The organism is Streptomyces sp. NPDC026500, from assembly GCF_055567635.1.
In genome coordinates this window covers 332,583-354,754 of sequence record NZ_JBVHQB010000005.1, presented here as the reverse complement: position 1 = coordinate 354,754, position 22,172 = coordinate 332,583, and the positions used below count along the sequence as shown (strand labels likewise).

14 protein-coding genes and 1 pseudogene are annotated in these 22,172 nt (G+C 73.5%); 3 read left to right on the top strand and 12 right to left on the bottom strand.

Translation table 11 applies throughout. From position 1 onward, the window contains the following. Nucleotides 1-13: 13 nt before the first annotated feature. From ACZ4N5_RS12200 to ACZ4N5_RS12180, 5 genes and pseudogenes are all read right to left on the bottom strand, one after another. Nucleotides 14-1,051 carry a rod shape-determining protein gene (locus ACZ4N5_RS12200; protein WP_467756998.1) on the bottom strand — a complete coding sequence of 346 codons (1,038 nt, stop codon included), beginning with the start codon at nucleotides 1,049-1,051 and terminating at the stop codon, nucleotides 14-16. A 437-nt stretch (nucleotides 1,052-1,488) separates the two neighbouring features. Further along, on the bottom strand, nucleotides 1,489-5,673 hold the full coding sequence (locus ACZ4N5_RS12195; RefSeq protein ID WP_467756997.1) for an SAV_2336 N-terminal domain-related protein: 4,185 nt from the start codon (nucleotides 5,671-5,673) through the stop codon (nucleotides 1,489-1,491). Then, entirely contained in the window at nucleotides 5,663-6,676 is a 1,014-nt protein-coding gene (locus ACZ4N5_RS12190) for an AAA family ATPase (RefSeq protein ID WP_467756996.1), read from the bottom strand. Before ACZ4N5_RS12190 ends, ACZ4N5_RS12195 begins: the two co-directional genes overlap by 11 nt. A 60-nt stretch (nucleotides 6,677-6,736) precedes the next feature. Beyond that, nucleotides 6,737-8,497: a VMAP-C domain-containing protein gene (locus ACZ4N5_RS12185; RefSeq protein WP_467756995.1), complete on the bottom strand. Its 1,761-nt coding sequence runs from the start codon at nucleotides 8,495-8,497 to the stop codon at nucleotides 6,737-6,739. 311 nt (nucleotides 8,498-8,808) lie between these two features. Next, a pseudogene (locus ACZ4N5_RS12180) lies at nucleotides 8,809-9,126 on the bottom strand (CU044_2847 family protein); the annotation flags it as partial. Nucleotides 9,127-9,355: 229 nt separating this feature from the next. On the opposite strand from ACZ4N5_RS12180, the gene ACZ4N5_RS12175 reads away from it, so the two are divergent. Continuing rightward, nucleotides 9,356-12,997 carry a S8 family serine peptidase gene (locus ACZ4N5_RS12175; protein ID WP_467756994.1) on the top strand — a complete coding sequence of 1,214 codons (3,642 nt, stop codon included), beginning with the start codon at nucleotides 9,356-9,358 and terminating at the stop codon, nucleotides 12,995-12,997. A 331-nt stretch (nucleotides 12,998-13,328) separates the two neighbouring features. Here the strand turns inward: ACZ4N5_RS12175 and ACZ4N5_RS12170 are convergent, their stop codons facing one another. After that, the gene (locus ACZ4N5_RS12170; RefSeq protein ID WP_467756993.1) at nucleotides 13,329-14,714 is read right to left on the bottom strand and encodes a carboxyl transferase domain-containing protein; all 1,386 of its coding nucleotides are present in this window, start codon (nucleotides 14,712-14,714) and stop codon (nucleotides 13,329-13,331) included. Beyond that, on the bottom strand, nucleotides 14,707-16,266 hold the full coding sequence (locus tag ACZ4N5_RS12165; RefSeq protein WP_467756992.1) for an acyl-CoA synthetase: 1,560 nt from the start codon (nucleotides 16,264-16,266) through the stop codon (nucleotides 14,707-14,709). Before ACZ4N5_RS12165 ends, ACZ4N5_RS12170 begins: the two co-directional genes overlap by 8 nt. Before the next feature lie 340 nt (nucleotides 16,267-16,606). Between ACZ4N5_RS12165 and ACZ4N5_RS12160 the strand changes: the two genes are divergently transcribed. Further along, complete coding sequence (locus ACZ4N5_RS12160) at nucleotides 16,607-17,305, top strand: toxin-antitoxin system, toxin component (RefSeq protein ID WP_467756991.1); 699 nt, start codon at nucleotides 16,607-16,609, stop codon at nucleotides 17,303-17,305. 30 nt (nucleotides 17,306-17,335) lie between these two features. Here the strand turns inward: ACZ4N5_RS12160 and ACZ4N5_RS12155 are convergent, their stop codons facing one another. After that, complete coding sequence (locus ACZ4N5_RS12155; protein ID WP_467756990.1) at nucleotides 17,336-18,439, bottom strand: MerR family transcriptional regulator; 1,104 nt, start codon at nucleotides 18,437-18,439, stop codon at nucleotides 17,336-17,338. A 253-nt stretch (nucleotides 18,440-18,692) separates the two neighbouring features. On the opposite strand from ACZ4N5_RS12155, the gene ACZ4N5_RS12150 reads away from it, so the two are divergent. After that, nucleotides 18,693-19,568: an ATP-grasp domain-containing protein gene (locus tag ACZ4N5_RS12150; RefSeq protein WP_467756989.1), complete on the top strand. Its 876-nt coding sequence runs from the start codon at nucleotides 18,693-18,695 to the stop codon at nucleotides 19,566-19,568. On the opposite strand, the gene ACZ4N5_RS12145 is transcribed toward ACZ4N5_RS12150, so the two are convergent. The 4 genes from ACZ4N5_RS12145 to ACZ4N5_RS12130 are packed head-to-tail and all read right to left on the bottom strand — an operon-like array spanning nucleotide 19,549 to nucleotide 22,163. Continuing rightward, nucleotides 19,549-20,226, bottom strand: coding sequence for a hypothetical protein (locus tag ACZ4N5_RS12145; protein WP_467756988.1), 678 nt, complete (start codon nucleotides 20,224-20,226; stop codon nucleotides 19,549-19,551). The two genes, ACZ4N5_RS12150 and ACZ4N5_RS12145, sit on opposite strands and share 20 nt — an antisense overlap. After that, complete coding sequence (locus tag ACZ4N5_RS12140; RefSeq protein WP_467756987.1) at nucleotides 20,132-21,037, bottom strand: FkbM family methyltransferase; 906 nt, start codon at nucleotides 21,035-21,037, stop codon at nucleotides 20,132-20,134. The genes ACZ4N5_RS12145 and ACZ4N5_RS12140 overlap by 95 nt, the downstream gene beginning before the upstream one ends. Next, nucleotides 21,034-21,261 (bottom strand): Trm112 family protein, encoded by a 228-nt coding sequence (locus tag ACZ4N5_RS12135; protein ID WP_467756986.1) that lies wholly within the window; start codon nucleotides 21,259-21,261, stop codon nucleotides 21,034-21,036. Before ACZ4N5_RS12135 ends, ACZ4N5_RS12140 begins: the two co-directional genes overlap by 4 nt. After that, entirely contained in the window at nucleotides 21,258-22,163 is a 906-nt protein-coding gene (locus ACZ4N5_RS12130) for a hypothetical protein (protein ID WP_467757131.1), read from the bottom strand. The genes ACZ4N5_RS12135 and ACZ4N5_RS12130 overlap by 4 nt, the downstream gene beginning before the upstream one ends. Between the last annotated feature and the right edge of the window lie 9 nt (nucleotides 22,164-22,172).

The following is a 22,172-nucleotide window of genomic DNA, read 5'->3' as shown; positions in this document are numbered from 1 at the left end:
GGACGCCGGGGCGTCAGTTCGCCAGCGGGTCCAGGATCATCGGCTCGATCTTGCCCTCCAGCATGTAGCCGAGGCCCTGGACGGCACAGACGTCGGGCCGCTCGGCGATGTGGACGGGCATACCGGTCGCCTGCCGCAGCATCTGGTCGAGCCCGGGGAGCAGCGCGCTGCCGCCGACCATCATGATCCCGCGGTCGGCGAGGTCGGCCACCAGATCGGGCGGGCAGGTCCGCAGCACCTTGCCGATGCCGTCCAGTACGGCGGTCAGCGGCGTCTCGATCGCCATGCGTACGGCGGCGGTGTCGACCTGCACGGTACGGGCCAGGCCGGTCGCCACGTCCCGCCCGTGGATCTCGGTCAGAGCGGGTCCGTGCAGGGTGAGCCCGTTTCCGGAGAGCGCGAGCTGCAGGGGCCGTACGGCCTGACTCGGCAGCATCAGCTCGTGCTGGTGGCGCAGGTGCTGCACGATCGCGTGGTCGACGGCCTCGCCGCCGACCGGGATGCGCTCGGCGGTGACGATCGAGCCCAGCGACAGCACGGCGAGCTGGGTCGCGGCGGCCCCGCAGACCATGACCATGGTGGCCTCTGGACGTTCTACGGGCAGTCCGCAGCCGACCGCCGCCGCGATGAGTGTGTCGACGAGCTCGACCCGCCGCGCCCCGAGCCCGACCAGCGTCTCGATCGTGGCGCGCTGGGCCAGCGGGCCCGCGTCGTGCGGTGTGCAGGCCGCGGCCCGCAGCCGGGGCTTGCGGCGCAGGGTGCGCCGGACCTTGTCGCCCAGGAGCTGGCGCAGCATCCGCTGGGCCATGTCGATGTCGACGACGGTGCCGCCGGACACCGGGCGCACCACCCGGATGTACTCGGGGGTGCGGCCCGTCATCCGCTCCGCGAACTCCCCTACCGCGATCAACGCGCCCGTCTTCGTGTTGATCGCCGCGACGCTCGGCTGGTCGACGACCAGGCCCGCGCCCCGCACCCATACACGGGTCCGGGCCGCGCCCATGTCGACGGCGAAGTGACAGCGGCGCAGCTGCTCCAGACTGGCGGTCATGGCAGGTCCTCCCGAGAGCGCAGACCGTGGGGCTCCGCCGGGCGGCGGTCCTCTCTCGCATCCTGCGCGCGCGGGGCGCCCGGCGCGTCTTTTGGAGGGCCGGGCGGGGTGCCGCCGGCCGGGTGGTCGGGCGCCCGTGGATGTCACCGGTCACCCGGCCGGGCGTGCGGTTCCTTTCCGGGGATGGCTGAGCCGGGGCTTTGCCGATCCGGGTGGCCGAGATCGCCGACGACCGGGCGCTCGCCGCCCGCCTGGCCGGGCAGCGGCCGTACTGCCTACCCGGGCGGCTCCGCCCCGGAGAGCACCCGCTTCCTCGCCGCCACGGCCCGCGCGGTCACCGCACGCCGCTGAAGCGGGAGGGAGGGGTGGGGCCCTGGAGAGGGTCCCGCCCCCGGCCGGCCGGTCCGCGTGCCTTCAGGCAGGACAGGGCGCCCAGTTCATGGGCCACCCCGCTCCACGGAATCCCCGTCTGTATCTGTGGAATCCCCCTCTGCGGACCCCTCTGCGAGCCTTTCTGTGGAATCCCCGTCCACGGAATCCCGTCCCACGGATTCTCGTTGTACGGAGGTGTCCACCGAGGTCGGTGGCCGCGTCCCGGAATGCGGTGCTCCCTCGCGGAGCCGTACCGAGCAGGCCACCGACAGTCCCGGCACCGGCCAGCGGCGCAGCCCCTCGTGCACCGCGCGCTGGGCCGCGCCCGCGCGGCGCAGCGGGTGACGGCGGGTGATGCGCCCCGCCTCCTTGAGGAGGTGGTCGAGGAGCAGCCGCGACACGTCGTGGGTCTCGCCGCGTACGAAGGCCACCGGGTCGTCCACGTGCCAGGACAGCTCCACCGAGGCGGCGAACGCACTGCCCCCGGAGCTCGGCAGGTGCAGTTCGTGCGCGGCGCCATGGGTGGTGAGGTCGACCTCGTAGTACGTGATGAGGGAGCGCGGCGGCCGCTTGCCCCGCGGCCGGTCGAGGTCGAGCAGGGTCAGCGAGTTGTCGGGGTCCGTGTGCACCACGGCCGTGCGGCCCTGCTCCGCGCCCCGGAGCCGGGTGAGGTCGCGGGTGGTGAACGGGCCCCGGACCAGGTCGCGTCGGACCGGTTCGAGTTCCGGGATGCGCTCGGGGAGGTCCAGGGTGCAGTACCAGGCGACGGCCGGGCCGTCCGCCGGCGGCTGCCGGTGCAGCGGGCGGAAGCGGTCGGGCGCCGACAGGGTGCCGCCGCTGTTCAGCAGCTCCGCGTGCAGAACGGGGGAGAGCACGACCATGATGTCCGCCTCGGGACGGTCCAGGTCGGGGCGCAGATCCGGCGGCACGGTCGGGCTGCCCGCGCGGGCGAACAGCGCGGTGTGCCAGAACGTCACCCGGATCTTCGGTGGCTCATCCAACTCCAGTAGTGCTCCCGGCAGTTCACGCAGGATGGCGTTGAGCGCGGTCAGTACGGAGGTCGTGGGTTCGGTGATCACGACATAGCCGTTGTCGCGGCCGAGGAGTTCGTACTCGTTCGGCGCCATGTCGCTGAGGGAGAGCAGCCAGGCCAGCGTCCGGCCGAGCACGCTGTGGGTGTGCGGATCCTCGACGGAGTCCGCGGTGTACTCGACCGCGATGATGGGGCTGCCGTGTTCCGGCGTTGACCGCAGCTCGTGGTAGAGCCCCAGCAGGGTGGGGTTCGGCTCGCCGGGCGAACAGAGGCCCTCGTACGCCCGGTACGACTCGATCGCCTCGGCGACCCGGCCCTGGCCCTTGAGCGCGAGGATGTGCAGCCGCCGGAAGTCCTCGCGCTGGGGGTGGGACCGCAGGAGTTCGCCGAGGTCGCTCGCCGCGCGCCTGAAGTCGCCCATCTCCAGGTCGAGTTCGGCGCGGGTCGCGCAGAGGGTGAGGCGCAGGGCGCGGAGCCGGCCGCGGGCCGCCTCGGCGGCGGGGCCGGGGACGCCGTCGACCGGGTCGCCGGCCCACAGGTCGAGAGCCTGCCGGACGCATGCGCCGGCAGCCTGCGGGGCGTCCTCGTCCCGGTGGGTCTTCGAGCGGGCGACGAGAGCCTCGCACACGGCGAGGTCGACGCAGTCGGGGTCGGCGTACAGGGCGTAGCCGTCCGCGGTGGTCGCCAGGACGCCGGGTCCGAGGGCCTCGCGGACCGCCGCCGCGTGCGTGGCCAGCAGGCGCTCCGCTCGCTGCGGGGGCCGCCCGTCCCACAGTCCCTCGGCCAGGTCGGAGTGCGTCACGGGCCGGCCGCGGCGCAGGAGCAGCATGCACAGCAGGGCCTGCTGCCGGGGCGAGAGGGTGCGGACGGTGCGGTTGCCCCGGGTGATCCGTACCGGTCCCAGGATCCGGTACCGGTGGCGTGCGGTCTTGGCGGCTTCCAGGGCCTGGGTGAAGGACGGCGTGAAGAAGAGATCCATGCCGCGCTGCTGGGCCTGCGGGTCCGAGGAGGTCAGCGGATTGAGGACGTCGGACACAAGGGTCCTGAACTCTCCCGGTACCGCGTTGAGTTCACCGCCCCCGGTGCCGTTGGTCAGTTCCCGCAACAGATGGCCGAAGTCGTGCAGATCCCTCGACGGGTCGCGGTCCCGGCCGGTCCCCAGTGCGAAGTGGGTGATCTTCAAGCTGCCGTCCGGCCGGACGATCAGGCCGTTCGGTGTGAGCCTGCCGTGTGCGACGCCCCGCTCGTGCGCGGCCCTCAGACCGCGTGCGAGCTGCTGGGCCAGGGGGGCGAGCAGGGAGAAGGGCAGGGCGAAGCCGCCCTCCGCGGTGAGTTCCGCCACCGTGAGGCCCTCGGTGAACTCCGTGACGAGGTAAGGGACGTTCCCCTCGATACCGAAGTCGTGCACGGCGATAACGTTGGGATGTTCGACACCGGCGAGGGCGCCGGCGTCCTCCAGGAACTGCTCGTGCCCGGTCGGCGGGTAGGCGTGCACCACCACGGTCCGGCCGCTCCGCGTGTCCTCGGCCCGCATCGACTGCCCGCCCCGGCCCAGCCGTCGCACCAGCCGGTATCTGCCGAGCACCAGCCCCCCGGTTCGGGGTGGCGACCCGCCTCCCATGCGCCGGACGCTCTCCTCGCGCACCGAGGCGAACGCCTCGCCGTCGGCCGTCGCGTCTCCGGGTCCGGGGGCGACCACGGGGAACTCCCCGGCCGCCACCCCGGCCCGTGTGTCGATCAACGCGCCGACCCGGCCCAGAAGTTCACTGGTGCGGCTGTGCGCCGAGCGCGGCAGCGTGTGCAGCAGGAGTTCGCGCACGCCGGGCCGGAAGGTGTACGAGCCGGGCGGGCCCGACCGGCCGGCGCTGAGCAGACCGCTGAGGATCACCTCGGCGAGGTGCTGCGGCCGAGGACTCTGCTCGATCGCGGCGTGCACCAGCCGCATCACGGGCAACTCAGGCCGTCCCACGGCGAGATGACCGGCGAGCCGGAACGCCTCGGGGGAGGCGATGGAGCGGAACCGCAGGACGAGCTCCTCCGCGGAGAGCTGCTCGACGTCGCCGCGGCCGTGCTCGTCGAGCGGGACGGGCGCCGGGGCCGTGTCCAGCATCGCCACCGAGCCCGGGAGCCGGCCGCCGCCGGCCACCAGCGACGACCAGTTCGCCAGCCAGCGGGCGGCCGGCTCCAGGACGGGCAGCGCGAGCACGGGACCGGGGCCGGGCAGGTCGTCCGAGACGTAGGAGTCCACGGTGTAGGCGGAGTTGGGGGCGGCGGGCCAGGGAGCGGTGAGGCGCGCGGTCGTCGCGGGCAGGGCCGTGGTGCGCCACAGCCGCTCGGGCAGCGGCTGGAGCACGGCGACGGGCATCCGGGCCGCCCAGCGGCGCAGCGTGCGGTACCAGCGGACGCCCGCCGGGCCGCCCCGCCACTGCGCGCCCATGCAGTCGCTGACCAGCAGGGTGACCGTACGGCCGTCCGCGTACGACTCCTGCGAGCCGGGCCGTCGTACGGTTCCCCCGGCGGTCAGTTGGTGCAGTTCCACCGTGCGGAAGACGCCCGACTGGGCGAGCGCGGTGTGCAGTTCGCGGACGAGCGGGCGCCAGACGGGCATGGTGGGCCCGGTGTCGTGCACGAGGTGCAGGGTCAGCCAGCGCTCGGTGGCCGGGCGCAGCACCGGCAGCCACCACCGGGGTGCCGCGTCGAGCCGCGCGATCCGGTGGGCGGTGGCCTCCTCGTCCAGGGTGTGGCCGACGGGCGCGGGCACCCGGCGCTTGAGCGGACGCAGGGTCCGCTGGAGCGCGAGCGGGTGGGGCAGCATCGGGGGAGCGGGCGCGAGGAGCGTGGTGTGCGGGGTGCCCGCCGGGCCGTCGTCCGCCGTGTCCTGGCCGGCGCCGCCCGCGTCCCGGCCGGGGGAGCCCGCGTCGGAGCCGGGCAGGCGCAGCGGGACGCGGCCGTCGCCCGGACGGTCCGGACCGGCGGGCGGGTCCCCGAGGGGCGGGTCCGGCGGCACGTCCGTCCGCGCGGGTGCCGCCGGGGGCGTACGCGGGGAGGCGGGGCTCGCGCCGGACCGGGAGGGGTCCGGCGCCACGACGGCCGGTCCCTCGATGTGCCCCGCGAGCCACAGCAGCTCTGCCAGCTCCACGGAGGTCGGCGTCTCCCCGCCGACGACCCGCCCCAGCAACTCGGCGAGCAGGGCGGGCCCCGGGTCCTCAGAACTCATCGTCGTCGCGGGTGCTGCTGAGATAGGGCATCAGCTGCTCCGCGAGATCGTCGCGCGACGTCGCGTCGATGCCCGCCGCGCCCGTCAGGTAGATGGCGTTCAGGAGCTGGTCCGTGGCGAGCTCGCCGCCGGTGCCGCGGGAGAGGAAGCGGGCGATCAGCTCATGGGCGTAGGCGTCGGGTTCGCCGAGATGGGCGCGGACGATGCTTTCGAGGTGGGCGTCGCGCGGCTGGTGGAGTTCGAGCCGGACGCACCGGCGCAGGAAGGCGGGCGGGAACTCGCGCTCGCCGTTGCTGGTCAGGACGACGAAGGGGAAGGCGCGGCAGCGCACCCGGCCGCCGGAGACGGTGATCCGCTCGTCCGTGCCGGCCACCATCACCTCGGCGGCCGGGGTGTGGCGGGCCGCCCGGACCAGCTCCGGAATCTCGTACTCGCCCTCCTCCAGGATGTTCAGCAGGTCGTTCGGCAGGTCGAGGTCGCTCTTGTCGATCTCGTCGATGAGCAGGGCGCGCGGGCGTCGGTAGGGGAGCAGGGAGGTGCCGAGCGGGCCGAGCCGCAGATGGTCCTGGAGCTCGCTGCCCGCGGGGATCTCGTGGGCGGCGGCGCGGCCCGCGGCGTACAGCCGGGAGAGCGGGTCGTACTGGTAGAGGCCGTCGTGCAGCGTGGTGCGGCTGGTGATGTTCCAGCGCAGTACCGGCCCGAGCCGCAACTCCCTTGCCACCGCGTACGCGAGGGAGGACTTGCCGCTTCCGGGCGGGCCCGTCACCAGCAGGGGGCGGCGCAGGTACAGCGCCGCGTTCACGAGCTGGACGGCCCGGTCGGTCGCCCGGTAGGTGCGGGCGCGGTGCCTGCGGTCCGGGGAGGCGGTCGAGCTGTCGCCGTCCTCGGCGGGAGTGTCCAGCTCGGGACCGCCGTCGAAGTCGCGCCACGGCGGCGGCGCGGGCAGCTTCGCGATGCCGTCGTGGGGCTCGCTCCCACCCGTGTACACGGGCCACAGGGACATGCGCTCTCCTACTCGTTGCTTGCTTGCTCGCTTGCCTGTCTCTGCGCGGTCCCCGGGCGCTCAGCCGACCGGAGAGTGCAGATAGCCGACCGGGTCGGGCAGACATCTGGGGTCCTCCCAGAGCAACGCCAGATCGTTCGCCCAGTGCGGTTCGGGACCGTCGTCCGCGTACGCCGTCTCGCGCAACTCATGTATGTGCGAAGGGAGTTCCGAGGGCGGGAGATCCGCGAGATGCGCGGCGAGACGGTCCAGGAACGCCGCCCCCGTGCAGTCCTCGTGCGCCCCGCCCCGGTGTTCGCCGCGGCAGCCGCTGCGCGGCCAGAGCATCACCGGGACCGCCGCGTTCAGGCTCGCCCGGAACAGCCGGCGGGCGCCCTCGGCGCGCGGCGGAGAGGTGAAGCCCACCATGTCGGCGCCGCGCCGCAGCCCGATGGTCAGCCGCACCGGATCCTGCCCGAGCGCCCCGCAGTCGATGCGGTGCAGCCGCGCCGCCGACTGCCCGTCGAGCCGCTGCCACTTCTGCAGCAGCTTGTGCTGGAGGCCGCCGCTGCGCCGCCGCTCCAGGTCCATCACCACGAGCGGTGCGAAGGAGCCGAGCGGGCTGTCGTCGTCGGCGCTGCGCTGCCAGTGCGCCACATCGGTGTTGAGCCAGCGGCGCGGCAGCACGAAGGCGATCAACTCACGAGCCCCCGGCTCCAGTTCGTGATACGCCTCGTCGATGCGCTCCAGCGCGTAGCCGCGCACCCGGTCGGCGGGCAGGGCGCGCGAGCCGACGACGCGACGGTGCCGGCCGTTGTACGCGCAGACCTCGACGAGGAACTGGTGGTCGCCCGCGCCGCTGGGCGCGATCTCCACGAGGATCGGCGACCAGGGCTGCGTCCCGGCGGCGGGCCGGCCCGGGGGATCGGGGCGTGGTCGGGGGTGCCGGTCGTACGCCCGGGACGGCCAGGCCCGCAGCGCGCCCCGCGTCGGCGCGTCCTCGGTGAAGTCGGCCAGCCGCGCGGCGAACCGGGCGACTGCGCCGGTGTCGGGCACCTCGGAGAGCAGATACCAGGCCGCGTCCCACAGCGACCGGAAGCGCCGGCCCGGCAGCGGCGGTCCGAACGGGCCCACGGCATCGCCGTACAGCCGCTCCGGGCTGCACTCCGGCCGCCCCTCGAACTCCGGACCCCGCGCCAGCATCAGCTCCCGCAGCCGCTCCTTCTCCACCCGCCCGTACTCCGGTGTCGGTATCAGCTCGCCGAGCCGTGGCCAGTAGCGGGCCATGACGTGCGCGGGCAGCATCCGTCCGTTGCGGATCCCCGCGTCCCGCGCGGCGGCGGACACCATGCCCACCACCCGTCCGGTGTCCGCCAGGGTCACCGCGGCGCCGCTGAAACCGGGCGCGAGCGGTTGTCCGTGCGCCGCCCAGGCCTCCAGCTGGACCCACTCGCCGGCGATCAACTGGTCTGCGGTGGCCCGGTATTCGGCGAGGGTCCCCTCCTCGTAGCGCTTGGGGAAGCCGTACGCCACCAGTCTGCGCGGCGGATCGCCGTAGGCGTCCGACGGTGCCGCGAACTTCGCGGGCTCCAGCGGTACGGAACGGTCGAGTTCGAGGACGGCGACATCACCGGGGTCGGTGTCGTGCCCGTCCCAGCCGCCGTGCGCCACCACCTTCGCGGGCAGTGGTTCCTCCTCCCGGGCGAAGGAGACGCTCACCTGCGCGGTGCCGCTGCGCGCCACCACGTGCGCGCAGGTCAGCACGTGCCGCTCGGTGACGAGGAAGCCCGCGCCGGTCTCTCGTCCACAGGTGATCCTGGCCTGCCAGGAGGCGCTGTTCATGACCGTACGGCGGTCCCCGGCGCGACGGACGCCGACTCGGCCCCGGACTCCGTCCCGAGCGCGGGGCGCGTCCCGGTCCCGGACGTGCCCACGGCTCTTGGCGGGGCTCCCGTCCCGGGCGTGCCTCCGGCTCCGGGACCGGCTCCGAGACCGGGCCCGGGCCCGGTCTCGGAGCCGGTCCCGGGTGCAGGCTCGTTCCCGGGCGTGCCTCGCGTCCCGGGCGTGCCTCGCGTCCCGGGCGTGCCTCCCGTCTCGGGCGTGACCCCGGAGGCCGTGTCCGGGGTGGACCCGGACCCGGAGCCACGCCGCTCCGACTCTCCCGGCGCCCACGAGAGCTTGACCACCAGATGGCCCTCGACCGCGCTCTTCGCGATCAACGCGCCTGCCTCCGCGGTGAGTTTGACCCCGAACTCGATCTCGACGGAGTCGGGCCGCAGGCTCCCGTCGCGGAACACCCGCAGCGCCGACTGGGCGGCGGCCCGCACGCCCTCCAGGGCGCCCTCGAAGGTGCGCGTGGCCTGCACCGCACCGTCGTCGCGGGCCACGAGCCGGGAACCGGACCCGTCGTCCACCGCCTCCACGACGACCAGCGCCCCGTCATCCGTCTTGAACTCCACCAAACCGTCCATGGCGCACCCCCGTTGTCCGCGACGTCCGAGCACCGACATTGTCCCGGACGGCAGTTGGGACTGTCCCGGTTTCTGCGGCTCGTACCCGCATGTCCTGGCGGGAAGCCGCCAGGGCGCCTTCCCGCCAGGTTCCGTCAACGTCCCCGCAACACAAGCCCCCCGAGACTCTTCGCAAGCACCGGGCGCCACCCCTGCCCGGCGCGGGTCGGCCGATGAAGAGAGGGCACGAATGACCAGAGGACCACTGAGACGTCCGGCGGCGCTGCTGTCGGCCGGGCTCGTGCTCGCCCTGCTGCCCATGGGGCGGGCGGGCGCGCTCGCCACCACGGGCGACGCGGACACCGGAAACACCCGCACCCCGGCGTCGACGCGAGCCGCCGTTGCCGCCCACACCGTCACCCTCGTGACCGGCGACAAGGTGACCGTCACCGACGTCGGCGGCGGTAAGAAGACCGTCTCCGTCGTGCGCCCCCGCGGGGCCACCGGAGCCGTTCGCACCCAGGTCGCCGACGGTGCCGTCACCGTCGTACCCGACGAGGCGCTGCCGTATCTGAGGGCCGGCACCCTCGACCGGCGGCTGTTCGACGTGAGCGAGCTGATACGCCAGGGGCTCACCGACCAGCAGACGGGCGAGCTGCCGCTGATCGTGACGTACGACCCGAAGGCGCGCGCGACGACCCCGGGCGGGGCCGAGCGGACGCGCTCGCTGCCGAGCATCCGCGGCGCGGCCGTCGACGCGGACAAGGGCCGGACCTTCTGGAAGGCGATGACCCGTCAGGCGGGGATCGGCAAGGTCTGGCTCGACGGGCGCGTCAAGGCCGACATGGCCGAGAGCAACGCGCAGATCGGCACGCCGAAGGCATGGGAGGCCGGACTCACCGGCAAGGGCGTGACCGTCGCCGTCCTCGACACAGGCGTCGACACGAGCCACCCCGATCTGGCCGGCCGGGTGACACAGACCAAGAGCTTCATCGACGGGCAGGAGGTCGCCGACCGCAACGGGCACGGCACGCACGTCACCTCCACCGTGGGCGGCACCGGCGCCGCCTCCGACGGCAAGGAGAAGGGCGTCGCGCCCGAGGCCACGCTCGCCGTCGGCAAGGTGCTCAGTGACCAGGGTTCCGGCAGCGAGTCGCAGATCATCGCCGGCATGGAGTGGGCCGCGCGCGACGTGCACGCCAAAGTGATCTCGATGAGCCTCGGCTCGACCGAGCCCAGCGACGGCACCGACCCCATGGCCGCGGCCGTCGACACCCTCTCCAAGGAGACCGGCGCCCTCTTCGTCATCGCAGCAGGCAACACCGGCGTCCCCTCCTCCATCGGCTCGCCCGGCGCCGCCGACTCCGCCCTGACCATCGGCGCGGTGGATTCCGCCGACGAGGCCGCCTACTTCACCAGCGCCGGACCGCGCTACGGCGACAACGCGCTCAAGCCCGACCTCTCCGCGCCCGGCGTCGGTATCCTCGCCGCCCGCTCCCAGCTCGTGAGCGGCAGTGGCTACTACACCTCCATGAGCGGCACGTCGATGGCGACACCGCACGTCGCGGGCGTGGCCGCGCTGCTCGCCCAGGAGCACCCCGACTGGACCGGCGCCCAGCTAAAGGACGCGCTGATGTCGACGTCGAAGCAACTCGACGCCTCCGTCTACCAGTCGGGCTCCGGCCGGGTGAGCGTCCCGGACGCGATCGACGCGAAGATCACCGCCACGGGCAGCGCCGACCTCGGCTTCTACAGCTGGCCCTACGAGGACGACAACCCCGTCACCCGGACGCTCACCTACACCAACTCCTCCGACGCGGCGGTGGAGTTGACGCTCGCCGCGGAGGGGGCCGGCGAGGGTGTCGCCACCCTCGCCGACACCACGCTCACGGTGCCCGCGCACGGCACCGCGTCCACGACGGTCACCGGCGACGGCTCGAAGGCGCCGGTGGGCGACACCTCGGGCCAGATCGTGGCGTCGGTGGCCGGCACGCCCGTCGCGCACACCGCGTTCGGGCTGGTCAAGGAGGAGGAGCGGTACACGCTCACGGTCCACGTCAAGGACCGGGACGGCGCCCCGACCGCGGCCTACCTCGCGGTGCAGCAGCTGGCGCGGGACGTCGACGCGTACTCCGCCTCCGTCGGCGACTCCGGCACCCTCGCGCTGCGGCTCAAGCCCGGCACGTACAGCCTCACGTCGTTCCTCGACGTGCGCGGCAGCCACGGCGCCGACTCGCTCGGCATCGGCTTCCTCGCCGCACCCCAGATCACACTCGACCGGGACCGCGAAGTCACCCTGGACGGGCGGACGTTGCGGCAGATCAGCGCGAAGGTCGACCGGCGCACCGAGACCCGGCAGCTCGTCATGGAGTACGACCGCAACGGCGGCGGCTCCGACCTGTTCGGCGCGGTCCAGGTACCCGTCAAGTACGACAGCATCTTCGCCGCGCCGACCCCGAAGGTCACCGAGGGCACCTTCGACTACCGGACCGTGTGGCGGCTCGGGAAGCCGCTCCTCGACGTCGTGGGCGTCAAGCAGGCGCTCGCCCAGCCGGGCGGCACCCTGATCGAGGGCCGCAGCAGACTGCCGCTGGTCGACGTCGGGGACGGACCGTTCACCGGGGTGAGCGGCAAGGCCGTCCTCGCCCGGCTCACCGCCGGCGTCGAGCCGGCCGCGCTCGCCCAGGCGGCCCAGGACGCGGGCGCCAAGGCCCTGTTCGTCACCGACGACCAGCCGGGACGCCTCAACGCGTGGTTCGGCACGGACGACAACGAGGACCGGCCGCTGCAGATCGCCACCGTCGACGCGGCGGACGCGGCCCGGCTGCGCGCGATGCGAACCGTCGACATGACCGGCACGCGCAACACGCCCTATATGTACGACCTTTCGCACGGCTACAAGAACGCCGTACCGGACCGGAGTCTCACCTACGAGCCCGACCGCGGTGAACTGGCCGTGCTGGACGCCAAGTTCCACGCAGTGAGGCCCGTCTCGGGCAGCGAGTTCCGCTACTCGATCGCCGACCCCTTCCCCATCGGCCTCGGCTTCCAGGAGCGGATCGACTACCCCGCCGAGCGCACCGACTACGTCTCCACCGGCCCCGGACAGACCTGGATGGAGTCCTCGTACGTCGGGGACGGCGCGCTGGAGGAGCGCAGCGGCCTGGTCGCCTACCGGGGCGGTACCCACGAGACCCTGAACTGGTTCAAGCCCGTCTGGCACCCCTGGCTCGGCACCGGACTCGGTTGGGGCCAGCAGCGCGCGGGCAAACAGATCCAGTTCAACACGCCCGGCTGGGGCGACTCCGGGCCCGACCACACCGGCTTCGGCGACGTGTGGAGCGACGACACCGGGATGACGCAGTTCACTGCGGTCTACCAGGACGATGTCCTGGTAGACCGGCGGAAGAGTTCCGCCGGATACGTCTGGGACGCGCCCGCCGACGAGCACACCTACAAGGTCGTCACGGACACCACCCTCGACCCGGAGCGCTGGAAGCTCTCCACGAAGGGCCACACCGAGTGGACCGTCCGGTCGGCGGCCACCCCCGAGGACCACTTCACCTTCCTCCCGCTCATCAACCTCGGCTACGACGTCGACACCGACCTCGCGGGCGATGTGCGCGGCGGCCGGGTCCCGGTGAGCATCTACGCCGAGTACGTGAAGGGCGCGCCGGGCACAGGCACCATCGGCGGCGGAAAGCTGGAGGTGTCCTACGACGACGGGACGACCTGGAAGGCCGTCCCGCTCACCGGCGGCGGCAGGGCCCGCTGGCAGGGCACGCTGAATGTGCCGCGCGACGCCGAGTTCGTGTCGCTGCGGGCCTCTGCCCAGGACGACCAGGGCGGCACGGTCAGCCAGGAGACCATCCGGGCGGTGGGCGTCCGGTAACGGGCCGCCGGGCGGCGGGTTCCCCGGGGGGAGAGCCCGCCGCCCGGCACGGCACCGCGAACGGGGGCCGCCGCGCGGCACGCCCCCGACCAGGGCGGCCGTCGATCGGCCGGTTCCTTCGAGCGGGGCCCGCCGCGCAAGGTCTCGATCGGGGAGGCCGCAGCTCGGCACGGCACCGCGAACGGGGCCGCCGCGCGGCACGTCCCCGAGCTGGGAGGCCGCCGCGCGGTCCGTCCCCGCACCGGGCGGTCGCCGTGGTGGCGGCCCGTCGAGCAGACGGCCGTCGGTTCCTCTTGGGAAGGGGGAACCGACGGCCGTCGTCCGTTCATTCTCAGGGGCGGTGCCGTGTGATGCCCCGGATCACTCCCAGGTCCAGCAGGTCCTGCGGCCGGAGCCGGAGTTGGGCGGCGGTCGCCCGGACCTCGTCGGCGGGCCGCTTGAGGATCGCGGCCGCCGCCTCCGGCGCGATGACGGAGAAGTAACTGTCCGGCGTGGCCCAGGTGTTGCCGGGGGCGGCCAGCGCCAGGGCGCCGCCCGAGCCGCCCTCGCCGATCACCAGCGTGGTGAGGGGCGTACGGGCGGTGGCGACCGCCGCGAACAGGTCCGCGATCGCCGCACCGGCCCCCTGCCGCTCGGCGTCCGCGTCGTTCGCGGCGCCCGGGGTGTCCACCAGCGTCAGGACCGGGATGCCGAGCCGCCCGGCCAGCCGGACCAGCCGGGCGGCGGTGCGGTATCCGGCCGGACGGGTCGGGGTCCCGCGCTGGGCGGCGTACGCGATGGTCCGCCCGTCCCGCGCGCGGCCGAAGCCGCACAGCATGCCGACGTCGGAGCCTCCGCAGCGGTCGCCGTCGATCGCCGCTCGACGGGTGAAGTACGCGTCCAAGTAGGCTTCCGCGCGTGGCCGTTCGGGCGAACGGGCGCGCTGCACAGCGTCCCAGCCGGTCGCGGGCAGGTCGGTCGAGCCGCCCAGTGCGGGCGGGACGGGCGCGGCCCCGGCGGCGGGCCGGGTGAGCAGGTCCAGCCACAGGGCGAGCGTCTCCCGCAGCGCGTCCCGCGGGACGAGGGCGTCGACCGAGCCCGCCACCACCTGCGCCTCGGCCGTGTACGCGGCCGGGACCGCGTCGGGCGGGCGGACCCGGGAGCCCGCGAAGGCGACCTGGGCGCCGGGCAGCGCCAGGGTCACATCGGCGCCGGCTCCGAGCGTGGCCCAGCCGCCGCCCGTCGTCGGATCCCGCAGGACGGCGATCTGGGCGAGACCGGCCTCCCGGGTGAGGGCCGACTGCCGTGCCACCCGCTGGAGCTGGGTCAGCGCGAGCATGCCCTCCTGCATCCGGCTGCCGCCCGTGGCGACGAGTGAGACGACGGGCAGCCGGTGCGTGCGGGCGTAGTCGTAGGCCGCCTCCAGCCGGTCTCCGGTGCGTTCGCCGAGGGAACCGCCGAGGAAGCCGAACTCGAAGGCGACGAGGACGGCGGTGACCGGACCGAGCGGAGCTCTGCCGTCGATCGTCGTACCGAAGCTCGCCGTCCCGAAGGTCGCGGTGCCGCAGACGACGGACTCCTCCTCGCCGGTACGGGCGGCGGCGCGCGCCCGCGCGTCGTCGTACCCCGTCCAGGAGAGCGGACCATCGGGCCGGAACTCCCCGCCTGGGGACGGGAGTTCGGCGAAGCTGTCGGTGACCAGGGCGATGGCCTCGCGGGCCGAGATCCGTTCAGTCACGCGGCAGCGCCCGCTTGAGGATCTTGCCCATGTCGTTGCGGGGCAGCTCGTCCAGGAAGCGCACGGTGCGGGGCCGCTTGTGCGGGGAGAGGCGGCGGGCCACATGGTCGGCCAACTCGTCCGCGGGCGGCGGTGCCTGAGGATCGAGAGGGACGATCCAGGCCACCACGCGCTCACCGAGGTCGGCGTCGGGCTCCCCGGCGACGGCGGCCTCGCGCACCCCGGGATGTTCGAGGAGCGCGTTCTCGATCTCACCCGCGCCGATCTTGTAACCGCCGCTCTTGATCAGGTCGGTGGCCTTGCGGCCGACGATACGGACCGAGCCGTCGGGGTCGAGAACCGCCATGTCACCCGTGCGGAACCAGCCGTCCGCGGTGTACGCGGCGGCGGTGGCGTCGGGCCGGTTCAGGTACTCGGTGAAGAGGTTCGGCCCGCGCACCTGGATCTCACCGACGCTCTCGCCGTCGTGCGCGCCGGTCGGGGTGCCGTCGGCCTCGTACCCGGCGATCGTCGTCCCGTCCTCCTCGACGAGCCGCAGGCCGACGCCAGGCAGCGGCACGCCGACGGTGCCGGGCCGGACCTCCCCGTCCGCCCGCACGCTCGTGTTCATCAGGGTCTCCGTCATGCCGTACCGCTCGACGACCCCGCGTCCGGTCGCGGCTGTGATCCGCTCGTGGTCGTGCAGGGGCAGCGCGGCGGAGCCCGACACGAGCAGCCGCGCCCGGCCCAGCGCCTTGGCGAGCCCGGGGTCCCCGGCGAGCGCCTCGGCGAGCCGGTGGTACATCGTCGGCACCCCGAACAGCATCGTCGCCCCGTCGTTCAGCTCCCGAGCCACGCCTTCCGCGCTGAACCGCCCCAGATGCCGTACGGACCCGCCGCGGCGCAGCGGGCCCAGGATGCCGATGATCAGCCCGTGCACATGGAACAGGGGCAGGCCGTGGACCAGCACGTCGTCGCCGGTCCACTGCCAGGCGTCGGCCAGCGCGTCCAGGGTCGAGGCGACGGCCCGGCGCGGGATGACCGCGCCCTTGGGCGGACCGGTGGTGCCGGAGGTGTAGACGACCAGGGCGGGGGCGGCGGGATCGGTGACCGCGCCGCCCGTTTCCGTACCGGAGGCCTCGACACCGCCCTTGACCCCGGCCTCGCCCTTGACCCCGGCCTCGCCCTTGACCTCGGCCTCGGACTCAACACCGACTTCGGCCTCGACATCGATGCGGTCCAGCGCCTGGAGCGGAGCTGGGAGCCGGTCCCCGCCGGCCGCGAGCACCAGGGACGGCGCGCTGTCGCCCAGGATATGGCCGAGTTCCGCCTCTCCGGACTTCGGGTTCAGCGGCACGGCCGGCACCCCGGCGAGCAGCGCGGCGACGACACCGACGGCCGTCTCCAGGGTCGGCGTCGCCCAGACGGCGACCCTCCCGGCACCGTCGAGCCGTGCGGCCAGCGCTCCCGCCGAGGCGGCCAGTTCCGCGTACGTCAGGGACCGATCGCCGAAGCGCAGCGCGGACCGGTTCGCGACCGAACCGCCCACCAGGGCCGGGAAGAGGGAGAACACGGGGACTCCTTGCCGAGAGGACTTCACCGGGAGGGACAGGCTCTTCCTACACGATGAGGCTCCCGAACCGGGTGGCAGGCCGCCGGTCCGCGCCGAGGACGTGGAGGGGGAGCGCAGGCGTCGTAAGGATCGTTCCGAAACCGGGAACGATCGTTCGGGAACCGTGGCGTGGACGGACCCGGACACGTAGTGTCGGCCTCGCGTCACAACTTGATGAGTCAACTGCCGGGAGACCTTTGGTGAGTGAGTCCCCGCCGCTCCTTCCCGAGACACTGGAACGCCTCGGTGCGCGGATCGTCGAGTTCCAGTCCGTCCCGCTGGACGCCGAGGGGGCGGAGCGATGACGGCGAAGCCCACCGGTGCCGTCGGAGGCTTCCTGACGGCGCTGCGTCCGCGCGGCGCCCGCTCCGAGATGCGGACGCTGGCGGTGGAGCTCGGCCGGGTGCTCCGGAGAAGGATCGATACGCCGGTCGGTATGCGGGAGTTGGCGCAGGCCCTGTGCGAGGAGATGAGCCGACGGCGGGGCGGCCGTCCCGTCCAGCTCCGTTTCGAGCGCTTCCCCGACGAGATCGAAGTCACCGGCCTGTGGATGGAGTTCAACGACTTCGACCTCGTCATCGTCGAGGAGCGCGCCGAGACGGTGCAGCAACTCGTCATTCTCGGACACGAGTTGTGGCACATGAAGGAAGGGCACCGAGACCACCACGTGGACGGCGCACCGGCCGTCGCGCGGGCGGCCCTCTCGGACCGTTCCACCCTGCGTGATCCCGGAGCGCGCACGCCGTTCCGGCGGGAGGTCGCCCTCACGGTCGCCGCCCGCAACGGATCACGCCAGGCGGACGAGGCACAGGCCGAGGCCTTCGGCCTGCACCTGGCGAGCGTCTTCCGCTCCTGGGTGACCGGCCCCGGCGGGGGCGCCCCCGTCGACCCGGTCGGCCGCGCCATCGAGACCTCCCTCGGCTACCGCAGACCGCGGGACCGACCCGCGCCCCAGGAGCAACCGCGGCCCCTCGGAAGCGACCTGCGGAACCAGGACTGACCTGCGGTACCAGCGCTGACCTGCGGGCTTCTATCCGACCCGGAGTCCGGCCGGCCGCGCCGCCTCGACCACGTCCGCGACCACACAACTGACGTTGTCCGGCCCGCCGGCGTCGTTCGCCGCCCCGATCAGGGCCCGGACGGCCGCGTCGGGATCGGGAGCCGTGACGAGAAGCCGTGCGATCTCCTCTTCCGGCACCACGGTGGAGAGGCCGTCCGAGCAGAGCAGGTAGCGGTCGCCCGGCAGTACGTCCTGCAGTCGCAGATCGGGTACGGCCGCCTCGGCGCCCAGTGCCTTGAGCAGCAGGGCGCGCTGGGGATGCGCGGTCGCCTCCTCCGGGGTGAGCCGGCCCTCGTCGACCATCGACTGGACCATAGTGTGGTCGTGGGTGATCAGGAACAGCCCGCCGTCGCGGAGCACATAGGCCCGCGAGTCCCCGATGTGGACGAGAGCGAGCTGGGAACCGGTCCACACCAGGGCCGTGAGCGTGCTGCCGGTGTACTCCCCGTCCGCAGCCTGGGCCGTGGCGTGTCGCGGCACCAGGTCCGCCACGGCCTGGGCGGCGCCCTCCACGGCGTCCTGCAGGAGGTTGAGCACGCCACCGGCCGACAGCGGCTCGTCGTCCAGGAACGTGAGGGCCCGCACGGCCGCCGTGCTGGCGGGTGCCCCGTACGGCCCGCAGCCGTCGGCGACCGCGAGGACACGGGCGCCCGCGTGGACGCTGTCCTGGTTGGCGTCACGGACCAAGCCGGTGTCGGAGAGAGCGGAACAACGGAGTTCCAGCATGCTGGTGTCCTTTCCTTGGGACGGTGAGAGATGGTCCACGAGGAACGCCGCCAGATCCCGGCGGGCGGCCGTCTCGGCCTCGACCCGGGCCCAGTACGCGCGGATCTCCCCCGCGGCCGGCGCCGGTTCCAGGGCGCACACCCGCCGGATCCGGGCCAGCGGCATGCCGAGCCGCCGCAGCCACGCCACCAGCCGGGCCTGTTCGAGCTGAGCCACCGCGTAGTAGCGGTACCCGGTCTCGGGGTCCACCCGGGCGGGGCGCAGCAGCTCCAGCTCGTCGTAGAGCCGCAGCGCCTTCGGCGACAGCCGGGAGGCCTTCGCGAAGGCCCCGATCGTCAGCATGTCCATGTGCCCACCCCGTCGCTCCCGTGTCCGGGCCGTTCCTCGTTGTCCGGTTCCTCGTTCTGTCACCGATGCTGGGCCCTCCCCCTTGGTGAAGGTCAATATTGGCTTGGCCAGGGGATGCGGGTGGTTGTTAGCCTGCGGCGGGATTGTCCCGGGTGGCGTGCCGGTGGGGTGCGTCCGAGGTCGTACGCCTGTGTCGTACGCCGCAGCTGTACGTCGATGTCGTACGCAGGTGCCGTACGAGGATGGAGTCCGCGTGGCCCGTATCGCGCTCGTCACGTACGACCCGGGCGAGGAGCCCGGCGCGGACCGGGATCTGCCCGTGCTGAGGGGAGCCCTGGAGGATGCCGGGGCGGTGGCGGACATCGTGCACTGGGACGACCCCGGGGCTGACTGGGCCGGGTTCGACCTGGCGCTGATCCGCTCGACCTGGGACTACAGCTGGCGAGTGGCGGAGTTCGTCGAATGGGCCGAGCGGTGCGCGGGGCTCACGCGGCTCCTGAATCCGGCGCCGGTCGTGCGATGGAACACGGACAAGCGCTACATCGGGGACCTGGCGGACGCGGAGGTGCCCGTCGTGCCGACCCGATACCTCGCGCCGGGGGACCCGGTCGAGCTGCCCGGCGACCACGAGTTCGTCGTGAAGCCGACCGCTGGGGCGGGGGCGCGCTATGCCGCCCGGTACGCACCGAAGGAGCGGGACACGGCCCTCGGCCAGCTCGCGCGCATGCACGCCGAAGGGCTGACCGCGATGGTCCAGCCGTATCTGACGAACATCGACACCGGGGGCGAGCGGGCGCTCCAGTTCTTCGGCGGGCGGCTGCTGCACGCCAGTCGCAAGGGAGCCGTACTGGAGCCGGGAACGCCCTACGACGGGGCGAAGACGCCTCACCCGCGACTGGAGGTCTGGGAGCCCACCACCGCCGAACAGGCCGTCGCCGAAAGGGCGTTGGCCGCTGTACCGGGAGGCGCGGACAGCGTGCTCTACGCCCGTGTCGACCTCGTCGACGGCGACGACGGCGAGCCCCGGGTGATGGAACTGGAACTCGTCGAGCCGAACCTCTTCCTGTGGCTCCACCCGCGGTCGCTGCCCGTCGTCGTGGACCGGATCCTCAAGGCCGCCGCCCTTTGAGGGTCTCGTCGACGGTCCTGTCCGCGGACTCCTGACCAGACTTCTCGGGGGGTGCGGGGACAGGCCCCTTGACGCCCACCCGTTGCAGCAGCCCCCAGGTGAACTCCGCGGCGCACGCGTGAGGCACGCCCGACGCGTCGGGGGCCGTGAACGCCAGACCCCAGCGGGTCGGGGCCGTGCCCTCCAGGGGCCTGGCGGGGGCGAAGGCGCGGGCCGCCTCGTCGACCGTGCAGCACCAGGGGGCCAGGTCCTCCAGGGTCTCCAGCGCCGGGGCGGGGGCGCCCGGGGCCCGTACCAGCCATTCGTTCCAGGCGACGCCGTTCGGGGCGAGCAGGACCTCGAAGCGCAGATCGGGCCACAGAGGCACCGGCCATTGCAGGGCCTCGCAGGTCAGATCGCCGATCCGGCGCTCCCGCGCGGACTCGGGGGCACCGAGCACCGAGCGGTAGCGGGAGGCGGCGGACCGGGAGCGTGGTGCGCGCAGCATCGCCTGCCAGCGCCGGTTCGCCTCGCGCATGTCGGCGATGGACGCACCCAGTTCGTGACGGGCGTCCTCGACCAGGTCAGGGTTGTGGTCGGCCATGCGGCGCAGCAGGACCAGCTGGAAGTCGAGCGGGGTGAAGGGGGTGGCGGGGTGTTTGGCCGGCATGGGGTCCATGGTCGCGCACCCGGCCCTCGCCCGGACGGCGCCCGTCCGGCAGGAACAGCACCGAGTTGACGTACCGCGGTCCGCGCGGCGGCAGCACCCGGCGCAGCAGCCCCTGCGAGACGACGTACGACATCCGCGCCTGGTGCGCCTCCAGAGGGAAGGAGGCGAGCGGCACCCAGCTGGAGCCGGGCAGCACCCAGCCCGTGTACCCCTGCTCGGCGAGATGCTCGACGACCGGGGCGACCGGCTGGATGCGGGACTCCAGCTCGATGAACAGGGCGGGGCGGTCGCGGGCCAGCAGATCCCGGGCGCCGCGCAGCACCGCCGGCTCGTTGCCGTCCACGTCGATCTTGATGAAGCCGACCTCGCGCAGATCCAGGCTGTCCAGGGTGAGGCAGGGCACCTCCAGCGCGCGGGCGTGGATGTCCCGGCGGACGAGTGAGGACACGCCCCGGTCGCCCGCGTCGTCCGCGGGCAGCCACAGCCGGGCCGTGCCCCGGTGGTCGGAGGCGGCGGCCCTGATCACGCACACGTTGTCCGGAGTGGCCGAGGACAGCAGTCGGGCCAGGTGCGGCACCGGTTCCACGGTCACCACACGGCGGGCCAGCGGGGCGAGGCGGCGCGTCCAGGGGCCGTACCAGCCGCCCACGTCCACGGCCGTGCCGCAGCCGGGCGGACACAGGTCCGCGAGCCGGGCCAGCTCGGGTTCGAAGCGCGGATAGACGAACCGGGCCGTCGCCGCGACCAGGCGGGTGGGGAGAAAGGGGGCGAGGCGGGCGGCGAGGGTCCTGGCCGCGCGGCCGTCGGCTGATCCGGTCATGGCGCCATCCGCCCGAGAAGTTCCTGGTGTTCGTCCTCCGTCACCTGCTCCCCGGAGGACGGCAGCAGCTGCGGGATGCCGTCCACGACGGGGTAACGGCGGCGCAGCCGGGGGTTGTAGAGCGCTTCCTCGGACGGACGGGCCTCATCCGGGGGGACGAGATGCAGCGGACCCTTGTCGAGCGGGCAGGCGAGGATTTTCAGCAGCGGGTCGTCGGGATTCATGGGGGTGTCAACTCCTTGGCGCCGATGGGGGTTTGAGGCGCCTCGTCATGCTTGGGCATGGCGAGCAGCACGGTCACCGCGAGAACGGTGCCGGCCAGCCGCAGGGCGAGCCGGACCGGATCGTGCGGCAGGGCCTCGCCGAAGGTGAGCGTGCCGAGCACCGCCGTGAACAGACAGGTCACGGTCGTGCAGACCGGCACGATCAGCGAGGCCCGGCAGCGCTGGAGCGCCGCCTGCGACATGACCAGGCCGAACGCGCCGGTGAAGAGCAGGAGATAGGGGTACGGGGAGCGCAGCAGGCCGACGACCGCGCCGCCCGGGTCGCTCGTCGTCAGTCGGCTCGACACCCCCTTGATGGCGAGCGAGCTCACCCCGTACAGCAGGCCCACCGCCACGCCGTATTCGACGCCGGTGCTCGGCATGCGGTGCCGGTGCCGGGAGCGGCGCTCGGCGGCCGCGTACAGCCAGACGCCCAGCGCGAGCGAGGGCAGGCAGACCGTGAGGACCAGCGGCGCCGGAGCGCTGCGGCTGACCGTGTCGGAGCCCTCGCGCAGGGACAGCACGACCATCAGCAGGGCGAGCAGGATCGCGCCGAGCGCGTACCGTTCGCGGCCCGTGGTCTCCTCGCCGAGCAGCCGGGAGGAGAGCAGCACAAGGAGGACGAGCCCGGACACGAAGATCCCCTGGGCGGCGGCGATCGGCAGGGTGCGGTACACGGCCAGCTGCGCGCCGAACCCGGAGGCCAGCGCGAGAGAGCCGCCGATCCACAGCGGGCTGCCGAGGACCAGACGGAGCAGCCGGGCGGGGCGGTGGATGTCCACCTCGGGCAGGGCCGCCAACGCGCGTTTCTCCAGGACGAATCCGGTGCTGTACAGGACGTTCGCCAGCAGAGCCGCCGTCACTCCCCACCA

Bases quoted from the DNA above. Each gene is read 5' to 3' on its own strand.
- ACZ4N5_RS12160 (WP_467756991.1), top strand. From the start codon at position 16,607: ATGACGGCGAAGCCCACCGGTGCCGTCGGAGGCTTCCTGACGGCGCTG.
- ACZ4N5_RS12190 (WP_467756996.1), bottom strand. From the start codon at position 6,676: ATGTCCCTGTGGCCCGTGTACACGGGTGGGAGCGAGCCCCACGACGGC.
- ACZ4N5_RS12175 (WP_467756994.1), top strand. From the start codon at position 9,356: ATGACCAGAGGACCACTGAGACGTCCGGCGGCGCTGCTGTCGGCCGGG.
- ACZ4N5_RS12145 (WP_467756988.1), bottom strand. From the start codon at position 20,226: ATGGACCCCATGCCGGCCAAACACCCCGCCACCCCCTTCACCCCGCTC.
- ACZ4N5_RS12185 (WP_467756995.1), bottom strand. From the start codon at position 8,497: ATGAACAGCGCCTCCTGGCAGGCCAGGATCACCTGTGGACGAGAGACC.
- ACZ4N5_RS12135 (WP_467756986.1), bottom strand. From the start codon at position 21,261: ATGAATCCCGACGACCCGCTGCTGAAAATCCTCGCCTGCCCGCTCGAC.
- ACZ4N5_RS12200 (WP_467756998.1), bottom strand. From the start codon at position 1,051: ATGACCGCCAGTCTGGAGCAGCTGCGCCGCTGTCACTTCGCCGTCGAC.
- ACZ4N5_RS12155 (WP_467756990.1), bottom strand. From the start codon at position 18,439: ATGGACATGCTGACGATCGGGGCCTTCGCGAAGGCCTCCCGGCTGTCG.
- ACZ4N5_RS12140 (WP_467756987.1), bottom strand. From the start codon at position 21,037: ATGACCGGATCAGCCGACGGCCGCGCGGCCAGGACCCTCGCCGCCCGC.
- ACZ4N5_RS12195 (WP_467756997.1), bottom strand. From the start codon at position 5,673: ATGAGTTCTGAGGACCCGGGGCCCGCCCTGCTCGCCGAGTTGCTGGGG.